Origin of the sequence: Caballeronia sp. INML3B (assembly GCF_023631305.1) — a bacterium.
Lineage (GTDB): Bacteria > Pseudomonadota > Gammaproteobacteria > Burkholderiales > Burkholderiaceae > Caballeronia > Caballeronia turbans.
Map to the genome: position 1 here is coordinate 14,068 of NZ_JALQDI010000056.1, position 18,479 is coordinate 32,546.

Genomic DNA, 18,479 nt, shown 5'->3' on the forward strand with positions numbered 1-18,479 from the left:
TAGCCAGACGTATCCATTCAACACCAAGGCAACGTCGAGTGCCCGTCAAGAAAACTCATAACGATCAACCGAGAGGCGTCATGCAACACCCTTCCGAGCCGCCGATGGCGAAAGCGATGTTCATCCTTGGACAGATCGGCGCGATCATCTGCCATGAACGCGGGCCGTGCCCGCAAACAGCCGTGCTGACGAAGATGGCCTCGCGTCCCGCTGAGGGCTTTTCGATCGCCGTCGCGAGAATGAACGAAATGTGCCTCCCGCGACGGGGACATCGCCGCGCGCTGCTGCAATGGAAGCACAAGGAGATCCGCCGTCTGGGCAAGATGCTGCCCGATCCGCTGCCGACTGCCGCATCCGCGCATACGCAGATGCCGTTCTGGGCCGGTTATTGCCAGTACTGGGAAGACATGCTGAAAGATCACATCCAGGGGGATATGGACGAGCTCCCGCCGAAGCGCGTCGACATTCAGCGCACGCGCACCGATGCGTGATCGCCTTCGCCTTCCCGCATCGAGAAATAGTCGCGCAGCACCGCAATCATGCCGTCGAGCTCCGTCGGCTTGACGAAGTAGCCGTTGAAGCCGGTTTGCTGCGCGCGCGTCAGATCCTCCATATCCGTTCGGCTCGTATGCGCGATCAGCAGCATCGAGAGATCGATCGCGCGGATCGCCTCGGCCGCTTCCCAGCCATCGCCGAGCGGCATCATCAGATCGAGCAGCACGACGCCCGGCCGCCATTTGCGCGCGAGCGACACCGCGTCGAGGCCCGTGTGCACCGCGCGTACCGTGAAATCGGCGTCTTCGAGGGCAAGACAGATCGCGCGCGTCGCCTCCAGATCGTCATCGGCAATGAGCACGCGCGGCTCTTCGTGGTGCGTCGCGCGAGGCGGGATGCGCCACAGCGCTCGCGAAGGAACACGGTCTTGTCGTTGCATGTTTGGGCCTCGGAATAAACGAGGATGACAGCAACGATCGTTCCCTCGCAGCTTTCCTGAAGTCATCGTCAGGCGGCGTGCGGCTCGCCAACGTTACACTTCGGGAATTCCCGGTGGCTGTCGCGGCGCGCCGATGCACGGGCGCCGTGCAGGATCTTCATCGCCGTGCATGAGTGTCGACGATGGTGCACATCCCCAAACGAGAGGCTAAACGATGTTCGTCGTGTATTGGCTCGGCGGCAACCCTGATACCGAAGGTGCGGCATGCTTCAAAAGGTTCGATGCAAACGCGCTCGCCGACGCGCTGCGCTACGCGGAAGCCCTGCGCAAGCGCCAGGCCGATGGCGAAGACATCAGCTTCGTCACGTTATGCAGTGAAAACCCGCATGCGGTCGGCAAGCCGGGCGTCGCCGATCCGCCCGCCGACTACGACTGGAAAAAACGCCGCCGTTAATTTTGGGCGGTGGCCGCTGAGATCGCCTTCCCGGGCGAAAAGGAGAACGTCAGCGGAATGAACAGGAACGCGAAGATCGCGCACGGGGCGAAAACGTCGAGATACGCGAGGATCGTCGCCTGCGTGCGCTCGCGGATCATCGCGGTGGCGAGCGACATGCAGCGACGACTCGCGCTCATTCGCAGCTAACTTTGCGCGCCGATCATCCGGTCTGAGCGATACACACCGGAGAGTCATCATGTACAAGCACATTCTCGTCGCGGTCGGCACGAGCCTCAGCGAAAGCGCCCTCACCACCGCCATCACGCGCGCCCGCGACTGCAATGCGCGGCTCACGGCACTGCATATCGTAGATCAGATGCCGTGGTGGGCGATCGTCACCGCCGACAGCAATCCCGGCGACACGCTCCACGTGATCGACGACCACGCGCGGGCCGTGACACGCTATGCGGCGCGACTGATCGACAGCGCGGGCATCGACGGCATCGCGCGCAGCGTCACGCAGCCGCTCGACGGCACGAGTGTTGGCGAGCTGATCGCGAACGAGGCCAAAGCGGCGGGCGCGGACCTCATCGTGCTCGGCGGCGAAGCGGACACCGGCTGGCGCCACGGCGAAGCACGTCTGCGCGACGTGGTCTGCTCACACGCACGCTGCGACGTGCTGATCGCGGCGCACGCGCCGGCGCCGGTGCGCGCGGAGCAGGAAGCGGAATCGATCGGCACGCGCCTCACCGCTTCGACGGGCCGCATGGACGCGCGCGCGTCGCATCGTCAGAGCGCGCCGCGCAAATGAGCCGCGAGTTGCACGATGCCGATCGAGATCTGCTTTTCACGTTTCGCATCGAGCCGGCCGAGCGGCACGCTCGTCGATACCGCGACGCGTTTGCCCGCCGGCGTCGTCCCGACGTAAGCCGCGAAGCACGCAAGTCCTTCAGCGACTTCCTCGCGCTCGACAGCGAGCCCGCTCTTGCGGATCGACGCGAGTTCGCGCAACAGCGCCGCGCGCCGCGTGATGGTGCGCGGCGTCACCGCTTCAAGACGCTCGGGAAGGCGCCCGATCACGGCTTCATCGGCCATTCCCGCCAGCAGCGCCTTGCCGAGCGCGCAACAGTGCGCGGGCAGGCGCGAGCCGAGATCGGACACGAGCCGCACCGGACGATGCGCATCCTCCCGCGCGATGTAGACCACCTCCACGCCGTCGAGCACCGCGAGCTGCACGACCTCGTTGTGCTTGTTGATGAACGCACCCGCGCCTTCGCGAAAGGCGGCCTGCAGCTTGTCGTGACGCACATACGCGTTGCCGAGTTCGAACAGACGCACGCCGATCATGTAGCCGTCGTCATGTTTTTCGATCCATTGCATGCGCGCGAGCGTTTCGAGCATCAGATAGAGCGTGCTGCGCGAGAGGCCTGTCTGTTCGGCAAGCGACGCGGCGCGCACCGGTTTCGCGGCGGCGGCGAGGGCATCCAGAATGTCGCTCGCGCGGCGCAGCGCGGGGACGTCGTAGGCTCTTTCCATGTGCGGGCTCGGACATTGCGTCCGGCCATATTCCAACAGGTTGGATAAATAATCAACCCGATGGACACCGTCCCGGACGCGGGCTACGATCGGCTTTCCTTTCCCGCCGGTCATCCGCATTCATGCAAACCGCCAACGTCTCCTCCTTTTTGCCCGAAGATTTCGCCGATGCCGTGCTGATCGGCCGTGTCTGGCGTCCCGCGCCCGTGAACGGCCCCGCCGTCGTCGCCGTGCGCCGGGGCGAAGTGTTCGACATCACGCGCGCCGCGCCGACGACCGCCGACCTCTTCGATAACGCCGATGCGCTCGACATCGCCCGCAACGCTGAAGGCGAACATCTCGGCAACGTCCAGGACTTGCTGCAAGCGACGCTCCAGGGCGCCTCCGATGCCCCGCGCCTGCTCGCGCCGTGCGACGTGCAGGCCGTGAAAGCATGCGGCGTCACGTTCGCGGTGAGTCTGCTCGAACGCGTGATCGAGGAGCAGGCCGGCGGCGACGCGAGCCGCGCGCAGGAAGTACGCGACACGATCAACAAGCTGATCGGCGCGGATCTGTCGAAGATCAAGCCGGGTTCGGAAAGCGCGGCGAAGCTGAAGGCCGAACTGGAGCGACGCGGCGCGTGGTCGCAATACATGGAAGTCGGCATCGGACCGGACGCGGAGGTGTTTTCGAAGTCGCAGCCGATGTCGTCGGTCGGGTTCGGCGCGGACGTCGGCCTGTATCCCACATCGCAATGGAACAACCCGGAGCCGGAGATCGTGCTCGCGGTGAATGCGCGCGGCGAGATCGTCGGCGCGACGCTCGGCAACGACGTGAATCTGCGCGACATCGAAGGCCGCAGCGCGCTGCTGCTCGGCAAGGCGAAGGACAACAACGCGTCCTGCGCGATCGGCCCGTTCGTGCGGCTGTTCGACGAACGTTTCACCCTGGATTCGGTGCGCGCATCGAGCGTGTCGCTGCGCATCGAAGGCGCGGACGATGGCTTCGTGCTCGAAGGCGTCAGCCACATGAGCGAAATCAGCCGCGATCCGGCCGATCTCGTCACGCAGACGCACGGCGCGCATCATCAGTATCCGGACGGCTTCATGCTGTTTCTCGGCACGATGTTCTCGCCGATCAAGGATCGCGATACGGAAGGCGGCGGGTTCACGCATCATCTCGGCGACGTCGTGACGATTTCGACGCCCAGCCTCGGGGCGCTGGTGAATACGGTGAGGTTGTCGACCGAGATCGAACCGTGGACGTTCGGCGTGCGCGCGTTGTATCAGAGTCTCGCGGCGCGGGGCTTGTTGGGAAAGGCGGGCTGAGCGCGTCCGGAGCGCCTCACGACGCCCCGAACCGAAACCCCTTCGCCTGCGCCTTCGTCACCAGTTGAACCGGCGTCTCCATGTACGGCGACAAATCCCTTTGCCGCCGCTTCTCGAGCAACGCCTTCACCGCGACGTCCACGCCGAACACCGCCTGCCGCGCGCCGAACTGCTCGACTGTCGCGAGCAGGCGGCCGTCATCGAGCATCGGCTGCACGGCATCGATGTTGTTGTAGCCCGTCACCAGCACGCGGCCCTTCTTGCCGGCAATGCGAATCGCGTCGATGGCGCCCATCGCGATATTGTCGTTCGCGCAGAGCAGGCCCCGCACGTCCGGATGCGCATACAGCATCTGCAACGCGACCGACTTGCCGCTCGCCACGGTCCAGTCGCCGCTGGCCGTATCGGCGATACGCATGCCCGCCGCGTTCATCGTCTCTTTGAAGCCGAGCGTGCGCTGCCGCGCGTTGAGATCGTTCGACGGCCCCTCGATGATGCCGACCTCGTCGCCCGCCTTCAGCTTCGAGCCGAGATACGCGCCGACGAGCTTCGCCCCGCGCCGGCTGTCCGGCCCGACGAACGGAATCGTGATGTTCGCCGCTTCCTGGGCGGCTTCGTCGAATGGATTGTCGATCGCGATCACGATGATGCCCGCCGCGACGGCCTTCGCGGCCGCGGGCAGAAGCGCCTTCGAGTCCGCGGGCGCGATGACGATCGCGTTGACTTTCCCCTCGATGAGCGTTTCGACGATGTGCGCCTGCCCGGCCACGTCGTTGTCGGTGAGCGTGCCGTTCGTCGCGAGGTCGAGTTGCGATGCGTAATGCCGCTGGTAGTTCCGCGCGCCTTCGATCATCGACACGACGAACGGATCGTTCAGCGACTTCATGACGAGCGCGACGCTGGCCTTGTCCGACGCCGCGCGCACGTCGCGCGCAGGCGCAAACCCGCACGCGCTCAGGGCGCAAGCGGCAAGCAGGCGTCGGCGAACAAGGCTCGTCATGAACTGTTGAGACGGATGAAAACGTCCCATTGTAGACGCAGGCGCCGGGCCGCCGAACGCGGCCCCACCGCCGGCAAGGCCTGGGTTTCAGCGCGCCGCCGCTTCCACGAGCGCGGCCACGCCGCTGACGGGCTTCATCGCGTCGGCGTCGAGTCCATGGCGCGCGCGCAGATACTCCGTCGCGTTATAGGACAGCCACGCGCGGCCGTTGGCGTCTTCCCATGACAGCACCTTGAGGGGCAAATCGAGCGCGGCAGTCGGCACGGCCTGCATGAGCGGCGTACCCGCCTGCGGATTGCCGAACACGAGCAACTGGCTCGGCGGCATCGTGAGGCCGGCGCGCGCCGCGTCGCCGCTGAAGTCGATGCGCGCGAAGAGCATCAGACCGCGCGCGCGGATCAACGCTTCGAGCCTGTCGGCGGCCGCAACGGCTCCGTGCGCGCTCGCAATCGTGACGACACCGTTGTTGTCGAGCGGCCCTGTGGACGTCATTTTCAGCGCTTCGCCCGCCCGCTCCAGGCGAGCGCGACGAACGCCGTGCACAGCGCTTCCATGCCGAGCGCGTCTTCATCGTCGAAGCGGTTCGGCACGGGGCTGTCGACATCCCACACGCCGATCAGCGTGCCATCGCTCGCGACGAGCGGCACGACGATCTCCGAGCGAGACGCCGAATCGCACGCGATATGGCCCGGAAACGCATGCACATCCGGCACGACCTGCGTGCGCCGCTCACGCGCCGCCGTGCCGCAGACGCCGCGTCCGAGCGCGATGCGCACGCACGCCGGCTTGCCCTGAAACGGCCCGACGACGAGCTCCGCGCCATCGAAGAGATAAAAGCCGGCCCAGTTCAGATCGGGCAGCGTGTGATAGACGAGCGAGGAAAAATTTGCGGCATTGGCGATGAAGTCGTTTTCATCGGCGATGAGCGCGCGGGCTTGCTGCAGCAGGTCGTCGTATTGCGCGGCCTTGCTGGCGTGCGTAGCTTGGGAAAGCGAGAACATGACGCGGCGGAGAAAATGTCGAAAAGTGTCGCCGACGATAGCACATCGATCCACCCGCCGCTTCGCGGGCGCCGCTCACCGAAAGCTGGTTTCTGGTCACACGTAAGCTCGCCGGAAAGCTTCGGCGCGCGGCTTGGCACTGGCGATTGCATCGCCTAGTGTGGAAGCGCACCGGGTCCGCGATTTGCGGCGACCGGGCATCGCGCGTCATGCGATGGCCTCTTCAAAGCGTACTTAAAAAAGCAGCTCCGGGATTTCCCTTCTTTACTTCAAAGCGCTGCCAGTCTTAAATAAATCAACTTGATTTAATTAATGGCCGCGATTCGATGGCCGTCCTTCGGAGACAGCGCGTGAAATCCCCAAGCGGCAGAGGCAGCAACTCCGCGACCGTGCGCCGATACAACGAGCGGCTGCTTTTGCAGGCGCTTCGGCGCACCGAGCCGGCATCCAAAGCCGAGCTCGCGCGTCACGCGAATCTCACGAGCACGGCGGTCGGCAGCATCGTCGAGTCGCTCGAAAATGCGGGACTGATCGAATACACCGGGCGCCGTCTCGAAGGCCAGCGCGGCCAGCCCGCGTCGCTGATCCGGCTCGATCCGCGCGGCGCGTTCGGCATCGGCGTGCGGCTGGATCGCACGGGCATCGAGACCGTGCTCGTCAATTTCGCCGGCGACGTGCTCGCGCGCAGCGCACTCGATGCCGTGCTGCCGCATCCCTCAGAGGTGCTCGAGATCGTGCGGCGCGACATCGGGAAGATGCTCGACCTGCTCTCCGCCCCGGAGCGCGAGCGGCTGGCGGGCGTCGGCATCGCGCAGCCGTTCAATCTCGGAAGCTGGCTGCGCGAACTCGGCCTGCCCGCCGAAACCTTCCGCGCATGGGACGAAACCGATTTCGCCGATGAACTCAGCCGCGCGCTCTCACTGCCCGTCTTCAGCGAAAACGACGGTAACGCCGCCGCGACCGCCGAGCTTTTCTACGGGCACGGCCGACGCTGCGACGACTTCGTCTATCTGTTCCTCGGCTCGGCGATCGGCGGCGGCATCGCGATCAACGGCGACTGTCTGCGGGGCGCGTCGGGCAACGCGGGCGATATCGGCGTGATTCCCGTGCCGCCGAGCCGCCTGCCGTCCGCCCCGCAGCCCGCAGGCCAGTGGGACATCCTGCTGTCGCGGGCGTCGCTGAACGCGCTCGTGCGCCATCTCAACTACTGCGGCGCGGCCGCGGACAACCGCATCGACTTGCAGGCGTGCATCGAGCGGCATCTTCCCGCCGTCGACGAATGGATCGACGACTGCATCGAGGCGCTCGCGCCCGCCCTGCGCGCGACGCTCTGCGTGCTCGACGTGCCGATGGTCGTGATCGATGCCGACATCGACGGCGGCCTGCTCGACAAGCTCGTCAAGCGCCTCTCGACCACGCTCGCCGCCAACGCGCCCGAAGCGCGCGGCACCCCGACGCTCGTGCGCGGCTCCTTCGGCCCGGATGCGGGCGCGATCGGCGCGGCCACGCTGCCGATGTTCTTCAACTTCTCACCTCGCGCGGCCATTCGCCACGCGGGCATCAAAACGCAAGAGGTGAACCATGCCGCATGACCCTTCCAGCCGACCGCCGCTTCTCGAGATGCGCGGCATCAGCAAGACCTTTCCCGGCGTGCGCGCGCTCAACGACGTGCGTCTGTCCGTCTATCCCGGCGAAGTGCACTCGTTGATGGGCGAAAACGGCGCGGGCAAGTCCACGCTGATGAAAATCCTGTCGGGCGCCTATCAGGCCGATGCGGGCGGCCAGATTCTCATCGACGGCAAGCCGGTCACCATCGACGGGCCGCTCGCCGCGCGCGCGCTCGGTGTCGCCGTGATCTATCAGGAGCTGAGCCTCGCGCCGAATCTCTCCGTCGCGGAGAACATCCACGCGGGACGCGAGTTGCGGCGCGGCGGGCTGGTCGACCGCAAAGGCATGGAGCGCGGCTGCGAGGACGTGCTCAAGCGCCTCGGCGCGAGCTTCAAGCCGCACACGCTCGTCGGCGACCTGTCGATCGCGGAGCGGCAACTGGTCGAAATCGCACGCGCCGTGCATGCGCAGGCGCGCATCCTCGTGATGGACGAGCCGACCACGCCGCTTTCGTCGCGCGAAACAGACCGTCTTTTCGAGCTCGTGCGGCGGTTGCGCGAGGAAGGCATCGCGATCATCTACATCAGTCACCGGATGGCGGAGATCTACGAACTGTCGGATCGCGTCTCGGTGCTGCGCGACGGATCGTACGTCGGCACGCTGATGCGCGAAGATCTGTCCGCCGACAGCCTCGTGAAGATGATGGTCGGCCGCGACATCTCCGGTTTCTACAAGAAGCAGCACGCGCCCTACGATCCGGGCAACGTCGTGCTGTCCGTGCGCGATATCGCCGACAACAATCGCGTGAAGGGATGCAGCCTCGACCTGCACAAGGGCGAAGTGCTGGGCATCGCGGGGCTCGTCGGCGCGGGGCGCACGGAGCTTGCGCGCCTCATCTTCGGCGCGGAAGAAAAGACGCGCGGCGAAGTGTCGATGCACGGCAAGCCGGTGAAGCTGCGCACGCCGCGCGACGCGATCGACGCGGGGCTCGTCTATCTCACCGAAGACCGCAAGGGCCAGGGCCTCTTCCTCGACATGAGCGTGCGCGACAACATCAACATCACGGTCGCCGGGCGCGACGCGAAAGCCGGCGTGATGGATCTTCCGCGCGGCAACACGCGCGCAAAGGACGCGATCGCCGCACTCACCATCCGCGTGCCGAACATGCGCGTGAACGTGGGCGCGCTGTCGGGCGGCAATCAGCAGAAGGTGCTGCTGTCGCGTCTGCTCGAAACCAAGCCCGACGTGCTGATCCTCGACGAGCCGACGCGCGGCGTCGATATCGGCGCGAAGTCGGAGATTTATCGAATCATCAACGATCTCGCGCGCTCCGGCGTCGGCGTGATCGTCATCTCGAGCGAGCTGCCGGAAGTCATCGGCGTGGCGGACCGCGTGCTCGTGATGCGCGAAGGCGAAATCGCGGGCGAACTCGGCGGCCATTCCGGCACGCCGATCTCACAGGAAGGGATTATCGAACTGGCGACGGGCTCGAAGGTCGCGCTCGATCAGGCGGCTTGAGACACCAAGGGAATCGGAGAGAGACATGGCAAACACGACGAAACACCACGAAACGGGCAACGCGCCGGTTGCGAAGGCCGAGAGCACGACGCAACGGCAGAGCCGCATCGAGCATCGCGAACGCATGCAGGTGCTGATGCGCACCGCGGGCATGCTGCCCGTGCTGATCCTGCTGTGCATTGGCTTCGGCATCGTGACGGACGGCTTCTTCAGCTTCCAGAACCTGTCGATCGTCGCGCAGCAGGCATCGATCAACATCGTGCTCGCGGCGGGCATGACCTTCGTCATTCTGACGGGCGGCATCGATCTGTCGGTCGGCTCGGTGCTCTCGGCGGCGGCGGTCACCGCGCTGCTCGCATCGAATATTCCGGGCTGGGGATGGCTCGGCATTCCGGCGGCGCTCGCGGTCGGCCTCGGCTTCGGCGTCATCAACGGTCTGCTGATCGCGCTCCTGAGACTGCCGCCGTTCATCGTGACGCTCGGCTCGCTCACCGCGGTGCGCGGCATCGCGCGGCTCATCGGTCACGACACGACCATCTTCAATCCGCAACTGTCGTTCGCGTTCATCGGCAACGACACGCTCTTCGGCGTGCCCTGGCTCGTGATCATCGCGATTGCGGTTGTGATCGTGTCGTGGTTCGTGCTGCGCCGCACGGTGCTCGGCCTGCGCATTTATTCGGTCGGCGGCAATCCGGAAGCGGCGCGTCTTTCGGGTATCAAGGTGTGGGGCATCCAGCTCTTCGTCTACGCGATCTCGGGCTTGCTCGCCGGGCTCGGCGCCGTGATGTCGGCCGCACGCCTCTATGCCGCGAACGGCCTGCAGCTCGGCCAGTCGTACGAACTCGATGCGATCGCCGCGGTCATCCTCGGCGGCACGAGCTTCGTCGGCGGCGTGGGCTCGATCGTCGGCACGCTGGTCGGCGCGCTCATCATCGCGGTGCTGACGAACGGTCTCGTGCTGCTCGGCGTGTCGGATATCTGGCAGTACATCATCAAGGGCCTCGTGATCATCGGCGCGGTGGCGCTCGATCGTTACCGTCAACGCGGCTCGGCTCGCACCTGATTTCCGCTATTCGGGCGCATTCGGGTCCGCGTGCGCCCGCCCTCGAAAAAAGGACCAACTGGAGACAACAAACATGCGCAAACACAATAAGCTTTTCGCCAGCGTCGCACTCGCTCTCGGTTTTACCCTGTCGCTATCCGCGCACGCCGCCGACAAGCAACTGAAATCCGTCGGCATCACGGTCGGCTCGCTCGGCAACCCGTACTTCGTCACCATCTCGAGGGGCGCGGAAGCGAAGGCCAAGGCGATCAACCCGAATGCCAAGGTGCAGGCGGTGTCGTCGGACTACGACATGAACAAGCAGTTCACGCAGATCGACAACTTCATCTCGGCTCACGTCGATCTGATTCTGCTGAACGCCGTCGATCCGAAAGCGATCGAGCCGGCCGTGAAGAAGGCGCAGAAGGCGGGCATCGTCGTGATCGCGGTCGACGTCGCGGCGGCGGGCGCGGACGCAACCGTGCAGACCAACAACGTGCAGGCCGGCGAAATCTCCTGCGATTTTCTGGCGAAGAAGCTCAACGGCAAGGGCAACGTCGTGATCGAGAACGGGCCGCAGGTGTCGGCGGTGATCGATCGCGTGAACGGCTGCAAGTCCGTGCTCGCGAAGAATCCGGGCATCAAGATCCTGTCCGACGATCAGGACGCGAAAGGCTCGCGCGAAGGCGGCATGAACGCGATGCAGGGATATCTCACGCGCTTCCCCAAACTCGACGGCGTGTTCGCTATCAACGATCCGCAAGCGATCGGCACGGACCTCGCGGCGAAGCAGCTGCACCGGAACAACATCGTGATCACCTCGGTCGACGGCGCGCCCGATATCGAGACGGCGCTCAAGTCCGACACGATGGTCCAGGCATCGGCGAGTCAGGATCCGTGGGCGATGGCGCAGCAGGCGGTGAGCGTAGGCTATGACCTCATGAACGGCAAGAAGCCGAGCAACACGACGATTCTCTTGCCGTCCACGCTCGTCACGCGGGAGAACGTCGGCAGCTACAAGGGCTGGTCGTCGCCGCGCTAAGGCATCGACATCTGATCGGCACGACTCGCAGCGCGCTCGGCGTGTCCGGCGCGCTCGACCGGTCCACCGCGATCAGGCGCTTGCGCGCCACGTCCACCGCGACGCCCCGCGGCGCTTCGAAACCGTCGGCGACGACCGTCGACCGGCCGCGTTTCGAGAAGCTCGATCTTGCCGCATTGCGCGACTTCGCGTGCGATGATCATTTCCGCAGCGTCGCTGCGGCCCGGTCATCTGTGGCGCGACCTCGGCCTCTTTTGACGCGACGACGTCACCGGCATGCTCGCGCGTCACTATCCCGATCTCATCGCACGCAACGTCGCGAACCTGCGCTGGAAGAAGTGTCTCGTGCGGCAAGTCGCGCTCGCGAGAGTCGCCGCGCCGACATGGGCGCCGGGCTGTCCCGGATGCGAGGATTTCGCCTTTTGCTATCCGCACAACCGATAACACCGGCGCCGCCGCAATGAAACGCCCGTCCGATTTCCTTCGTGTATTCTCTCGGGCATGGCGACAACCCTCAAAACGACGGAACGCGCGAAGGAGACGGGCACGGCGGGTCAGCCGGCCGAAGTTCGCTTTCGCATGCGCATCACGAAAGGCGAAACGATCGCCATTGGGCCGGGCAAGATTTCGCTGCTGGAAGCGGTGCGCAAGCACGGCTCGATATCGGCGGCAGCGCGCAGTCTCGACATGTCGTACCGGCGCGCGTGGTTGCTCATCGACGAACTCAATCGTTCGCTCAAAACGCCCGCGACCATTTCCGAACAAGGCGGCCAAAGCGGCGGCGGCTGCGTGCTAACGCCGGTCGGCGAGAGCATCATCCGGCTTTATCGCGATGTCGAAACGCAGGCGCAAGCGGCCTGCGCCGCGCAGATTGAATCGCTCACGCAGTTGCTCAAGCCCTGACCGTGTCACAGGCAGAACGCCGACGGCGGCGGTGCGCTCGCGTGCGTGTTCTGCGCGCTCGCGCCTGGCCGCGCGACGAACTCCACGAAGCATCCCGCGCGCAGGCTCCGGACAGGGCGTATCCTACGACTTCGGCGCGCCGGCCCGGCCCGCAAAGCCGCATCCGCGAAACACGCAACGCCTGACGTTTCCAATCGCGAGAAATCGCCCACAAGGAGAATCTGAATGGCCAGGGTTGAAGTCAAGGTTCCGCAGCTTTCCGAATCCGTCACCGAAGCGACGATGTTGCCGTGGAAGAAGAAAGCGGGCGACGCGGTGACGCAAGACGAAATCCTCGTCGAACTGGAAACGGACAAGGTGGTGCTCGAAGTGCCCGCGCCCGCCGCCGGCACGCTTGCGGAAGTGGTGAAGAAGGAAGGCGACATCGTGCACGCCGACGAACTGCTCGCGATCATCGATACGGAAGCGAAGGCGTCCGCCGCTGCACCCGCCCCCGCACCGGAAAAGCCCGCCGTTCAACCCGCGCAGGCGAGCGCCGCCGCGCCCGCCCCCGCCGCCGCTTCAGACCAGAAGGCCGACTTCGATGTCATCGTTATCGGCTCCGGCCCCGGCGGCTATATCGCCGCGATCCGCGCCGCGCAGCTCGGCCGCAAGGTCGCGTGCGTCGAGGAATGGATCAACCACGCCGGCAAGCCCAAGCTCGGCGGAACGTGCCTGAACGTCGGCTGCATTCCGTCGAAGGCGCTGCTCGCATCGAGCGAGCAATTCGAGAAGGCCCAACTGCATTTCGGCGATCTCGGCATCACGATGGACAACCTTGCCGTCGACGTCGACAAGATGGTCGGGCGCAAGGAAGCGATCGTCGAGAAGATCACGGGCGGCGTCGAGTTCCTGTTTCGCAAGAACAAGATCACGTGGCTCAAAGGTCACGGCAAGCTCGCGGGCAAAGACGGCGCCAACTTCAAGATCGACGTGAGCGGCGACGGCAAGAGCGAAAGCCACACCGCGCAACACGTGATCATCGCGACGGGCTCGAAGGCGCGTCATCTGCCGAACGTGCCGGTCGACAACAAGATCGTCTCCGACAACGAAGGCGCGCTCGCTTTCACCTCGGTGCCGAAGAAGCTCGCCGTGATCGGCGCGGGCGTGATCGGGCTGGAGCTCGGCTCCGTGTGGCGCAGGCTCGGCGCGGAAGTGACGATTCTCGAAGCGCTGCCCGAATTTCTCGGCACGACCGATGCCGCGCTGCAAAAGGAAGCCGCGAAGCTCTTCAAGAAGCAAGGTCTGACGATTCACCTCGGCGTGAAAATCGGCGGCGTGCAGACGACGGATTCGAGCGTCTCCATTTCCTACGAGGACAAGGACGGCAATGCGCAGACGCTGGAGGCGGACCGCCTGATCGTGTCGATCGGCCGCGTGCCGAACACGGACGATCTCGGCCTCGATTCCATCGGCCTGTCAGCCGACGAACGCGGCTTCATTCCCGTCGACGGTCATTGCGCGACGAAAGTCCCGAACGTCTACGCGATCGGCGATGTGGTGCGCGGCCCGATGCTCGCGCACAAAGCCGAAGACGAAGGCGTGCTGGTGGCGGAGATCATCGACGGTCAGAAGCCGCACATCGACTACAACTGCATTCCGTGGGTGATCTACACGCATCCGGAAATCGCGTGGGTCGGGCAGACGGAGCAGGCGCTGAAGGCCGAAGGCCGCGCGATCAAGGCCGGCCAGTTCCCGATGCTCGCGAACGGCCGCGCGATGGGTATCGGCGAGACGGACGGCTTCATCAAGATCATCGCCGATGCGAAAACCGACGAAATTCTCGGCGTGCACATCATCTCGGCAAACGCGTCGGACCTGATCGCCGAAGCGGTCGTGGCGATGGAATTCAAGGCGGCGAGCGAGGATATCGGGCGCATTTGCCATCCGCATCCGTCGTTGTCGGAAGTGATGCGCGAGGCCGCGCTCGCCGTCGACAAGCGCGCCCTGAATATTTAGACGCGCCTCGGCATCCACACGCGCAGCAGCGAGTAAAGCCGGTCGATGTCGATCGGCTTCGCCAGATAATCGCTCGCGCCCGCCGCGAGACATTGCTCCTGATCGTCCTTCATCGCCTTCGCCGTGATCGCGATGATCGGCAGCTTCCTGAAACGCGCGTCCTCGCGGATGTGCCGTGTCGCTTCGAGTCCGTCCATGCCGGGCATCATCACGTCCATCAGCACGACGTCGATGTCGGGATGCTTGTCGAGCGCTTCGATCGCCTCGAAGCCGTTGCGGCCGATATCCACCTTCAGCCCCTGATGCTCCAGCGCGCTCGATAGCGAGAAGATGTTGCGGATATCGTCATCGACGAGCAGCACGCGGCGGCCATCGAGCACGCGATCGCGCGCGCGCGAGACGTGCAGCATCGCCTGGCGATCCGCCGACAAGTCCGTTTCGACCTTGTGCAGGAACAGCGTCACCTCGTCGAGCAACCGCTCCGGCGAGCGCGCGCCCTTGATGATGATCGACTGCGAGTAGCGCATGAGTTCCGCTTCCTCGTCGTGCGTGAGGTTGCGCCCCGTGTAGACGATCACCGGCGGGAACGAATACGCGTCGATGCCGGCCATCTGCCGCAGCAGGTCGCCGCCGTGCATGTCGGGCAGCTTCAGGTCGATGATCATGCAGTCGAAAATCGTCGTCTTCAGCAGTTCGAGCGCCTCGCGGCCGAACTCGACCGGCGTGATTTCCACATCCGTATCGCTGATCAGCTCGACGATGCTCTGACGCTGCCGCGCATCGTCCTCGACGAGCAGCACGCGCTTGATTTTCTGGCTGCTCTTCTCTTCGAGCCGCTGGAAGATCGCCGTCAGTTGCTCGCGCGTGGTGGGCTTCACCGCGTGACCGATCGCGCCGAGATGCAGCGCGGCCTCGCTTCTGTCCGATGCCGACACGACATGCACCGGAATGTGCCGCGTCTTCGGATTCGCCTTGAGTTCCTGCAATACCACGAGCCCCGAGCGATCCGGCAGGCCGATGTCGAGCAGGATTGCCTTCGGGGCGCTGTCCTGCGCGAGCTTGAGCGCCTCGCTCGCCGTCCCGCTCACGATGCAGCGATAACCCAGTTCGTGCGCGAGATCGAGCAGCACCTGCGCGAAGTCCGGTTCGTCTTCAACGACGAGAACGAGGCGGCGGCCGGGGGCGGAGTCGGTGCGATCGTCGTCGATGACGTGGACCACTTCGATCGGCTCCCCGGCCGGCGCAGGTTCGTCGATGGCGGCCGGCGCCTGCTCGACCGCAACCGGCAACGCGCCCGCGCCGTAAGCGACGGGCATCGTCAGCGTGAACGTGCTGCCGGTGCCCTGCGCGCTGCGCACTGCGATATCGCCGCCGAGCAGATGCGCAAGGCTGCGCGAAATCGACAGGCCGAGACCCGTGCCGCCGTAATGGCGGCTCGTGGTTCCGTCGGCTTGCTGGAACGCTTCGAAGATCGCTTCGAGCTGGTCCGGTGCGATGCCGATGCCCGTGTCCGTCACGACGAACTGCACCGTGGCCCTGTCTGCTGTTCCGCCCGCGCGCTTGAGCGTGAGCGACACCGTGCCCGCATCCGTGAATTTCAGCGCGTTCGACAGCAGGTTCCTCAGGATCTGCTCGAGGCGCCGGAAATCGGTCGTGAGCGTCGGGTATTCATCGATCTCATTGCGAAGCTCGAGCCTGAGCCTCTTCTGCCGGGCGAGCGGCTCGAACGTGCGCGAGAGCGTGTCCATGATCCGCTGCAAGGGCACCTCTTCGATATGCAGATCGAGCTTGCCCGCCTCGACCTTCGAGAGATCGAGAATATCGTTGATGAGATTGAGCAGATCGTTGCCGGCGGAATAGATCGTCTGCGCGTACTTGATCTGATCGTTCGTAAGATTGCCGGCCTTGTTCTCGGCGAGCAGCTTCGCGAGAATCAACGAACTGTTGAGCGGCGTGCGCAGTTCGTGCGACATGTTCGCGAGGAACTCCGACTTGTAGCGGCTCGCGCGCTGCAGCGCTTCGGCGCGCGTTTCCAGTTCGCCCTGCGCGGCATTGAGCGCGACGTTGCGTTCGTCGAGCACGCGCGCCTGTTCCGCGAGCTGATCGTTCGTCTGCTCGAGCTCCGCCTTCTGATTCGCGAGATAAGCCTGCGCCTGCGAAAGCGCCGTCGTCTGCTGCTCGAGTTCCTCGTTGGTCGTGCGCAGTTCTTCCTGCTGCATCTGCAGCTCTTCATTCAACTGCTGCGTTTCTTCGAGCACACGCTGCAGACGCTCGCGATACTGCGCCGCCTCGACGTAATCACCGACATTGCCCGCGATCGTCTTCAGGAACTGCTGGTCGCGCTCGGTCAGCGCGTGCATCGCACCGAGTTCGATGGCGCCGTTCGCCTGGCCTTCGTTTTCGATCGGCACGATGACGAGACTGACGGGCACGCTCGCGCCGAGCGCCGAGGTCACCTTCCAGTAGCCGGCGGGCACATCGTGCATGCTCGTCAGCTTGCGCGCGTGCACCGCCTGTCCGACGAGGCTCTTCACGCCCGCAAGCGAGTCCGGCACCGGCGCGCTGTCGGGATCGAAGCCGAAGCTCGCGGTGCGCTTCAATGCGCCATCGCCTTCGCGCACGTAGAATGCGCCCATCGATACCTTCAGATAGTCTGCGAGAAAATCGAGAATCGTCTGGCAAAGCTGAGCGAGCGATTGCTGGCCGATCACTTTTTCCGCGAGCTGCGTCTGCCCTTCCTTCAGCCACGCCTGCTCCTGCAGCGCGCGCGTCTGGCGCTCCTGTTCGCCGATCGCCGCACTGAAGGCATTGGAAAGCTGCATCAGCTCGCGCCTGCCGAAGATCGCCAGAATCGCGGACAACGTCAAACTCAGAAACAGAAATACGGCGACGGTGATGGTCGTCAGTTGCTTCGCGGACTCCACGCGCTGCAGCCGCAACGTCTGTTCGATGTTGAGAAACGCGGCGAGCTCGCGCTCGGTCTCCGCGCGTTCGCCCGAGCCGCGTCCCGCGCGCACGAGTGCGAATGAATCCTGGGCGTGGCGGCGCGCGTCGATCAAGTTGTCGGCGACCTTGTCCCATTGCGCCTGCAACGCGCGGATGCGAATCAGGCGGTCGACTTGCGGTGCGTTATCGGAGACGAGACCGGCGAGCGTGTCGATATCCGCGACGAGCTTCGGCTTCGCGGTTTCGTAGGGCGCGAGAAACGCTTCGTCGCCGGTGATGAGATAGCCGCGTATCGCGCTCTCCTTCTCGCTGACGAGGCGGCCGATTTCCTGCGCGTTGCCGATCACGCGCTCGGAATGCTCGACCCAGTTGATCCCCGACAGCAGATACAGCACGAGCACGACGAACGCGATCGCCGTGACGACACCGGTGCCGAGCGGCAGTGCGATGTTGCGAAAGAGAATGCGACGAAAACTGGCCTCGTCGACACCAGACCGCGATGGCATAGACAGCTCCGAATAAGCGTGAACGTCGCGCCGGCCGATGTCTCGAAGCAGCGCCCATGACCGCGACGATCGCGAAAGTTGTAGTTCTTGTTTCAGCCGCTGCGCATCATAACCGGTTCGGCTTCGCCGCGTGGCGGGCCTCGGACGGTGCGCGGCGGGTTAGCACTGTATCGCTTTTCGGCACGTTCGTTCGGATACTTTCAGCTCGCTGAACGTTTGAACGTACCGCCTTACAATGACGCGGCGGCATTCGGCATACGTGTCGCCGCAGCCACGAGGACGGCATCATCGGCCCGGGAAGTGATTGCTGGTTGCTTGTTGATCAACCTATCTTTGGAGAGGAATATGAAAGCAACGCTTGGCAGCAGACTCGCCGTCTCGTTGATGGTGTCCGCTTTCGGCCTGACGATTGCGCCGCTCGTGAGCGCGCAGGATAACGCCGCGACGACCGCCACCGGCACGACGCAGACCGCGCCAGCCACGAAGGCGGAGAAAAAGGCCGCACGCAAGCAGGCACGCGCGAAGAAGAACGCGGAGTTGAAGAAGCTGGAAGATGCGGGCTACAACCCTGCGAAGCGCGACGACGCGAATTATCCGCAGGACATTCAGAACGCGCAGAAGAAGGCCGGCATCGGGGCGGGCGCGAGTCAGTAGGTTTCTTTTGTGAAGCCGCCTCGGTTATCGGCGCTCGGCGATCGAGGC

Annotated in this window: 18 protein-coding genes and 1 pseudogene; 12 read left to right on the forward strand and 7 right to left on the reverse strand. The window is 64.8% G+C overall.

Going from position 1 to position 18,479, the window contains the following annotated elements; all coding sequences use genetic code 11:
• Positions 1–80: 80 nt before the first annotated feature.
• Positions 81–491 carry a hypothetical protein gene (locus NCS58_RS24895; RefSeq protein WP_061119236.1) on the forward strand — a complete coding sequence of 137 codons (411 nt, stop codon included), beginning with the start codon at positions 81–83 and terminating at the stop codon, positions 489–491.
• On the opposite strand, the gene NCS58_RS24900 is transcribed toward NCS58_RS24895, so the two are convergent.
• Positions 467–934: a response regulator gene (locus NCS58_RS24900; protein ID WP_250477751.1), complete on the reverse strand. Its 468-nt coding sequence runs from the start codon at positions 932–934 to the stop codon at positions 467–469. The genes NCS58_RS24895 and NCS58_RS24900 overlap by 25 nt on opposite strands.
• A gap of 214 nt (positions 935–1,148) precedes the next feature.
• Here NCS58_RS24900 and NCS58_RS24905 point away from each other — a divergent pair, with 214 nt between their 5' ends.
• The gene (locus NCS58_RS24905; RefSeq protein WP_061119238.1) at positions 1,149–1,388 is read left to right on the forward strand and encodes a hypothetical protein; all 240 of its coding nucleotides are present in this window, start codon (positions 1,149–1,151) and stop codon (positions 1,386–1,388) included.
• Here NCS58_RS24905 and NCS58_RS24910 read toward each other — a convergent pair.
• The gene (locus NCS58_RS24910; RefSeq protein ID WP_250477757.1) at positions 1,385–1,546 is read right to left on the reverse strand and encodes a hypothetical protein; all 162 of its coding nucleotides are present in this window, start codon (positions 1,544–1,546) and stop codon (positions 1,385–1,387) included. The two genes, NCS58_RS24905 and NCS58_RS24910, sit on opposite strands and share 4 nt — an antisense overlap.
• An 80-nt stretch (positions 1,547–1,626) precedes the next feature.
• Here NCS58_RS24910 and NCS58_RS24915 point away from each other — a divergent pair, with 80 nt between their 5' ends.
• A complete protein-coding gene (locus NCS58_RS24915; protein ID WP_061119240.1) occupies positions 1,627–2,181 on the forward strand; it encodes a universal stress protein in 555 nt (184 codons plus the stop codon).
• Here NCS58_RS24915 and NCS58_RS24920 read toward each other — a convergent pair.
• Positions 2,160–2,906 (reverse strand): IclR family transcriptional regulator, encoded by a 747-nt coding sequence (locus tag NCS58_RS24920; protein ID WP_061119241.1) that lies wholly within the window; start codon positions 2,904–2,906, stop codon positions 2,160–2,162. The two genes, NCS58_RS24915 and NCS58_RS24920, sit on opposite strands and share 22 nt — an antisense overlap.
• A 122-nt stretch (positions 2,907–3,028) precedes the next feature.
• On the opposite strand from NCS58_RS24920, the gene NCS58_RS24925 reads away from it, so the two are divergent.
• Positions 3,029–4,213, forward strand: coding sequence for a fumarylacetoacetate hydrolase family protein (locus tag NCS58_RS24925; protein WP_061119242.1), 1,185 nt, complete (start codon positions 3,029–3,031; stop codon positions 4,211–4,213).
• Between the two features lie 16 nt (positions 4,214–4,229).
• On the opposite strand, the gene NCS58_RS24930 is transcribed toward NCS58_RS24925, so the two are convergent.
• The 3 genes from NCS58_RS24930 to NCS58_RS24940 all read right to left on the reverse strand — a co-directional run bounded on the left by NCS58_RS24930 (position 4,230) and on the right by NCS58_RS24940 (position 6,214).
• Positions 4,230–5,213: a substrate-binding domain-containing protein gene (locus NCS58_RS24930; protein WP_061119243.1), complete on the reverse strand. Its 984-nt coding sequence runs from the start codon at positions 5,211–5,213 to the stop codon at positions 4,230–4,232.
• 87 nt (positions 5,214–5,300) lie between these two features.
• Complete coding sequence (locus NCS58_RS24935; RefSeq protein WP_061119274.1) at positions 5,301–5,705, reverse strand: DUF302 domain-containing protein; 405 nt, start codon at positions 5,703–5,705, stop codon at positions 5,301–5,303.
• A gap of 2 nt (positions 5,706–5,707) precedes the next feature.
• Positions 5,708–6,214 carry a GAF domain-containing protein gene (locus tag NCS58_RS24940; protein ID WP_061119244.1) on the reverse strand — a complete coding sequence of 169 codons (507 nt, stop codon included), beginning with the start codon at positions 6,212–6,214 and terminating at the stop codon, positions 5,708–5,710.
• Between the two features lie 350 nt (positions 6,215–6,564).
• Between NCS58_RS24940 and NCS58_RS24945 the strand changes: the two genes are divergently transcribed.
• The 7 genes and pseudogenes from NCS58_RS24945 (at position 6,565) to lpdA (ending at position 14,325) form a co-directional block, all read left to right on the forward strand.
• Positions 6,565–7,806, forward strand: coding sequence for an ROK family transcriptional regulator (locus tag NCS58_RS24945; protein ID WP_250477752.1), 1,242 nt, complete (start codon positions 6,565–6,567; stop codon positions 7,804–7,806).
• The gene (locus tag NCS58_RS24950) at positions 7,796–9,340 is read left to right on the forward strand and encodes a sugar ABC transporter ATP-binding protein (protein ID WP_061119246.1); all 1,545 of its coding nucleotides are present in this window, start codon (positions 7,796–7,798) and stop codon (positions 9,338–9,340) included. Before NCS58_RS24945 ends, NCS58_RS24950 begins: the two co-directional genes overlap by 11 nt.
• 25 nt (positions 9,341–9,365) lie before the next feature.
• On the forward strand, positions 9,366–10,403 hold the full coding sequence (locus tag NCS58_RS24955; protein WP_061119247.1) for an ABC transporter permease subunit: 1,038 nt from the start codon (positions 9,366–9,368) through the stop codon (positions 10,401–10,403).
• 73 nt (positions 10,404–10,476) lie between these two features.
• Positions 10,477–11,424 carry an ABC transporter substrate-binding protein gene (locus NCS58_RS24960; RefSeq protein WP_061119248.1) on the forward strand — a complete coding sequence of 316 codons (948 nt, stop codon included), beginning with the start codon at positions 10,477–10,479 and terminating at the stop codon, positions 11,422–11,424.
• A 270-nt stretch (positions 11,425–11,694) separates the two neighbouring features.
• Positions 11,695–11,868: pseudogene (locus NCS58_RS24965) on the forward strand (nitrogen fixation protein NifQ); the annotation flags it as partial.
• A gap of 57 nt (positions 11,869–11,925) precedes the next feature.
• The gene (locus NCS58_RS24970) at positions 11,926–12,327 is read left to right on the forward strand and encodes a winged helix-turn-helix domain-containing protein (RefSeq protein WP_061119249.1); all 402 of its coding nucleotides are present in this window, start codon (positions 11,926–11,928) and stop codon (positions 12,325–12,327) included.
• Positions 12,328–12,552: 225 nt separating this feature from the next.
• The gene (lpdA, locus tag NCS58_RS24975; protein ID WP_086961242.1) at positions 12,553–14,325 is read left to right on the forward strand and encodes a dihydrolipoyl dehydrogenase; all 1,773 of its coding nucleotides are present in this window, start codon (positions 12,553–12,555) and stop codon (positions 14,323–14,325) included.
• Here the strand turns inward: lpdA and NCS58_RS24980 are convergent.
• Entirely contained in the window at positions 14,322–17,777 is a 3,456-nt protein-coding gene (locus NCS58_RS24980; RefSeq protein WP_061119250.1) for a response regulator, read from the reverse strand. The two genes, lpdA and NCS58_RS24980, sit on opposite strands and share 4 nt — an antisense overlap.
• A gap of 345 nt (positions 17,778–18,122) precedes the next feature.
• Here NCS58_RS24980 and NCS58_RS24985 point away from each other — a divergent pair, with 345 nt between their 5' ends.
• Positions 18,123–18,431: a DUF4148 domain-containing protein gene (locus tag NCS58_RS24985; protein WP_061119251.1), complete on the forward strand. Its 309-nt coding sequence runs from the start codon at positions 18,123–18,125 to the stop codon at positions 18,429–18,431.
• Positions 18,432–18,479: the final 48 nt, after the last annotated feature.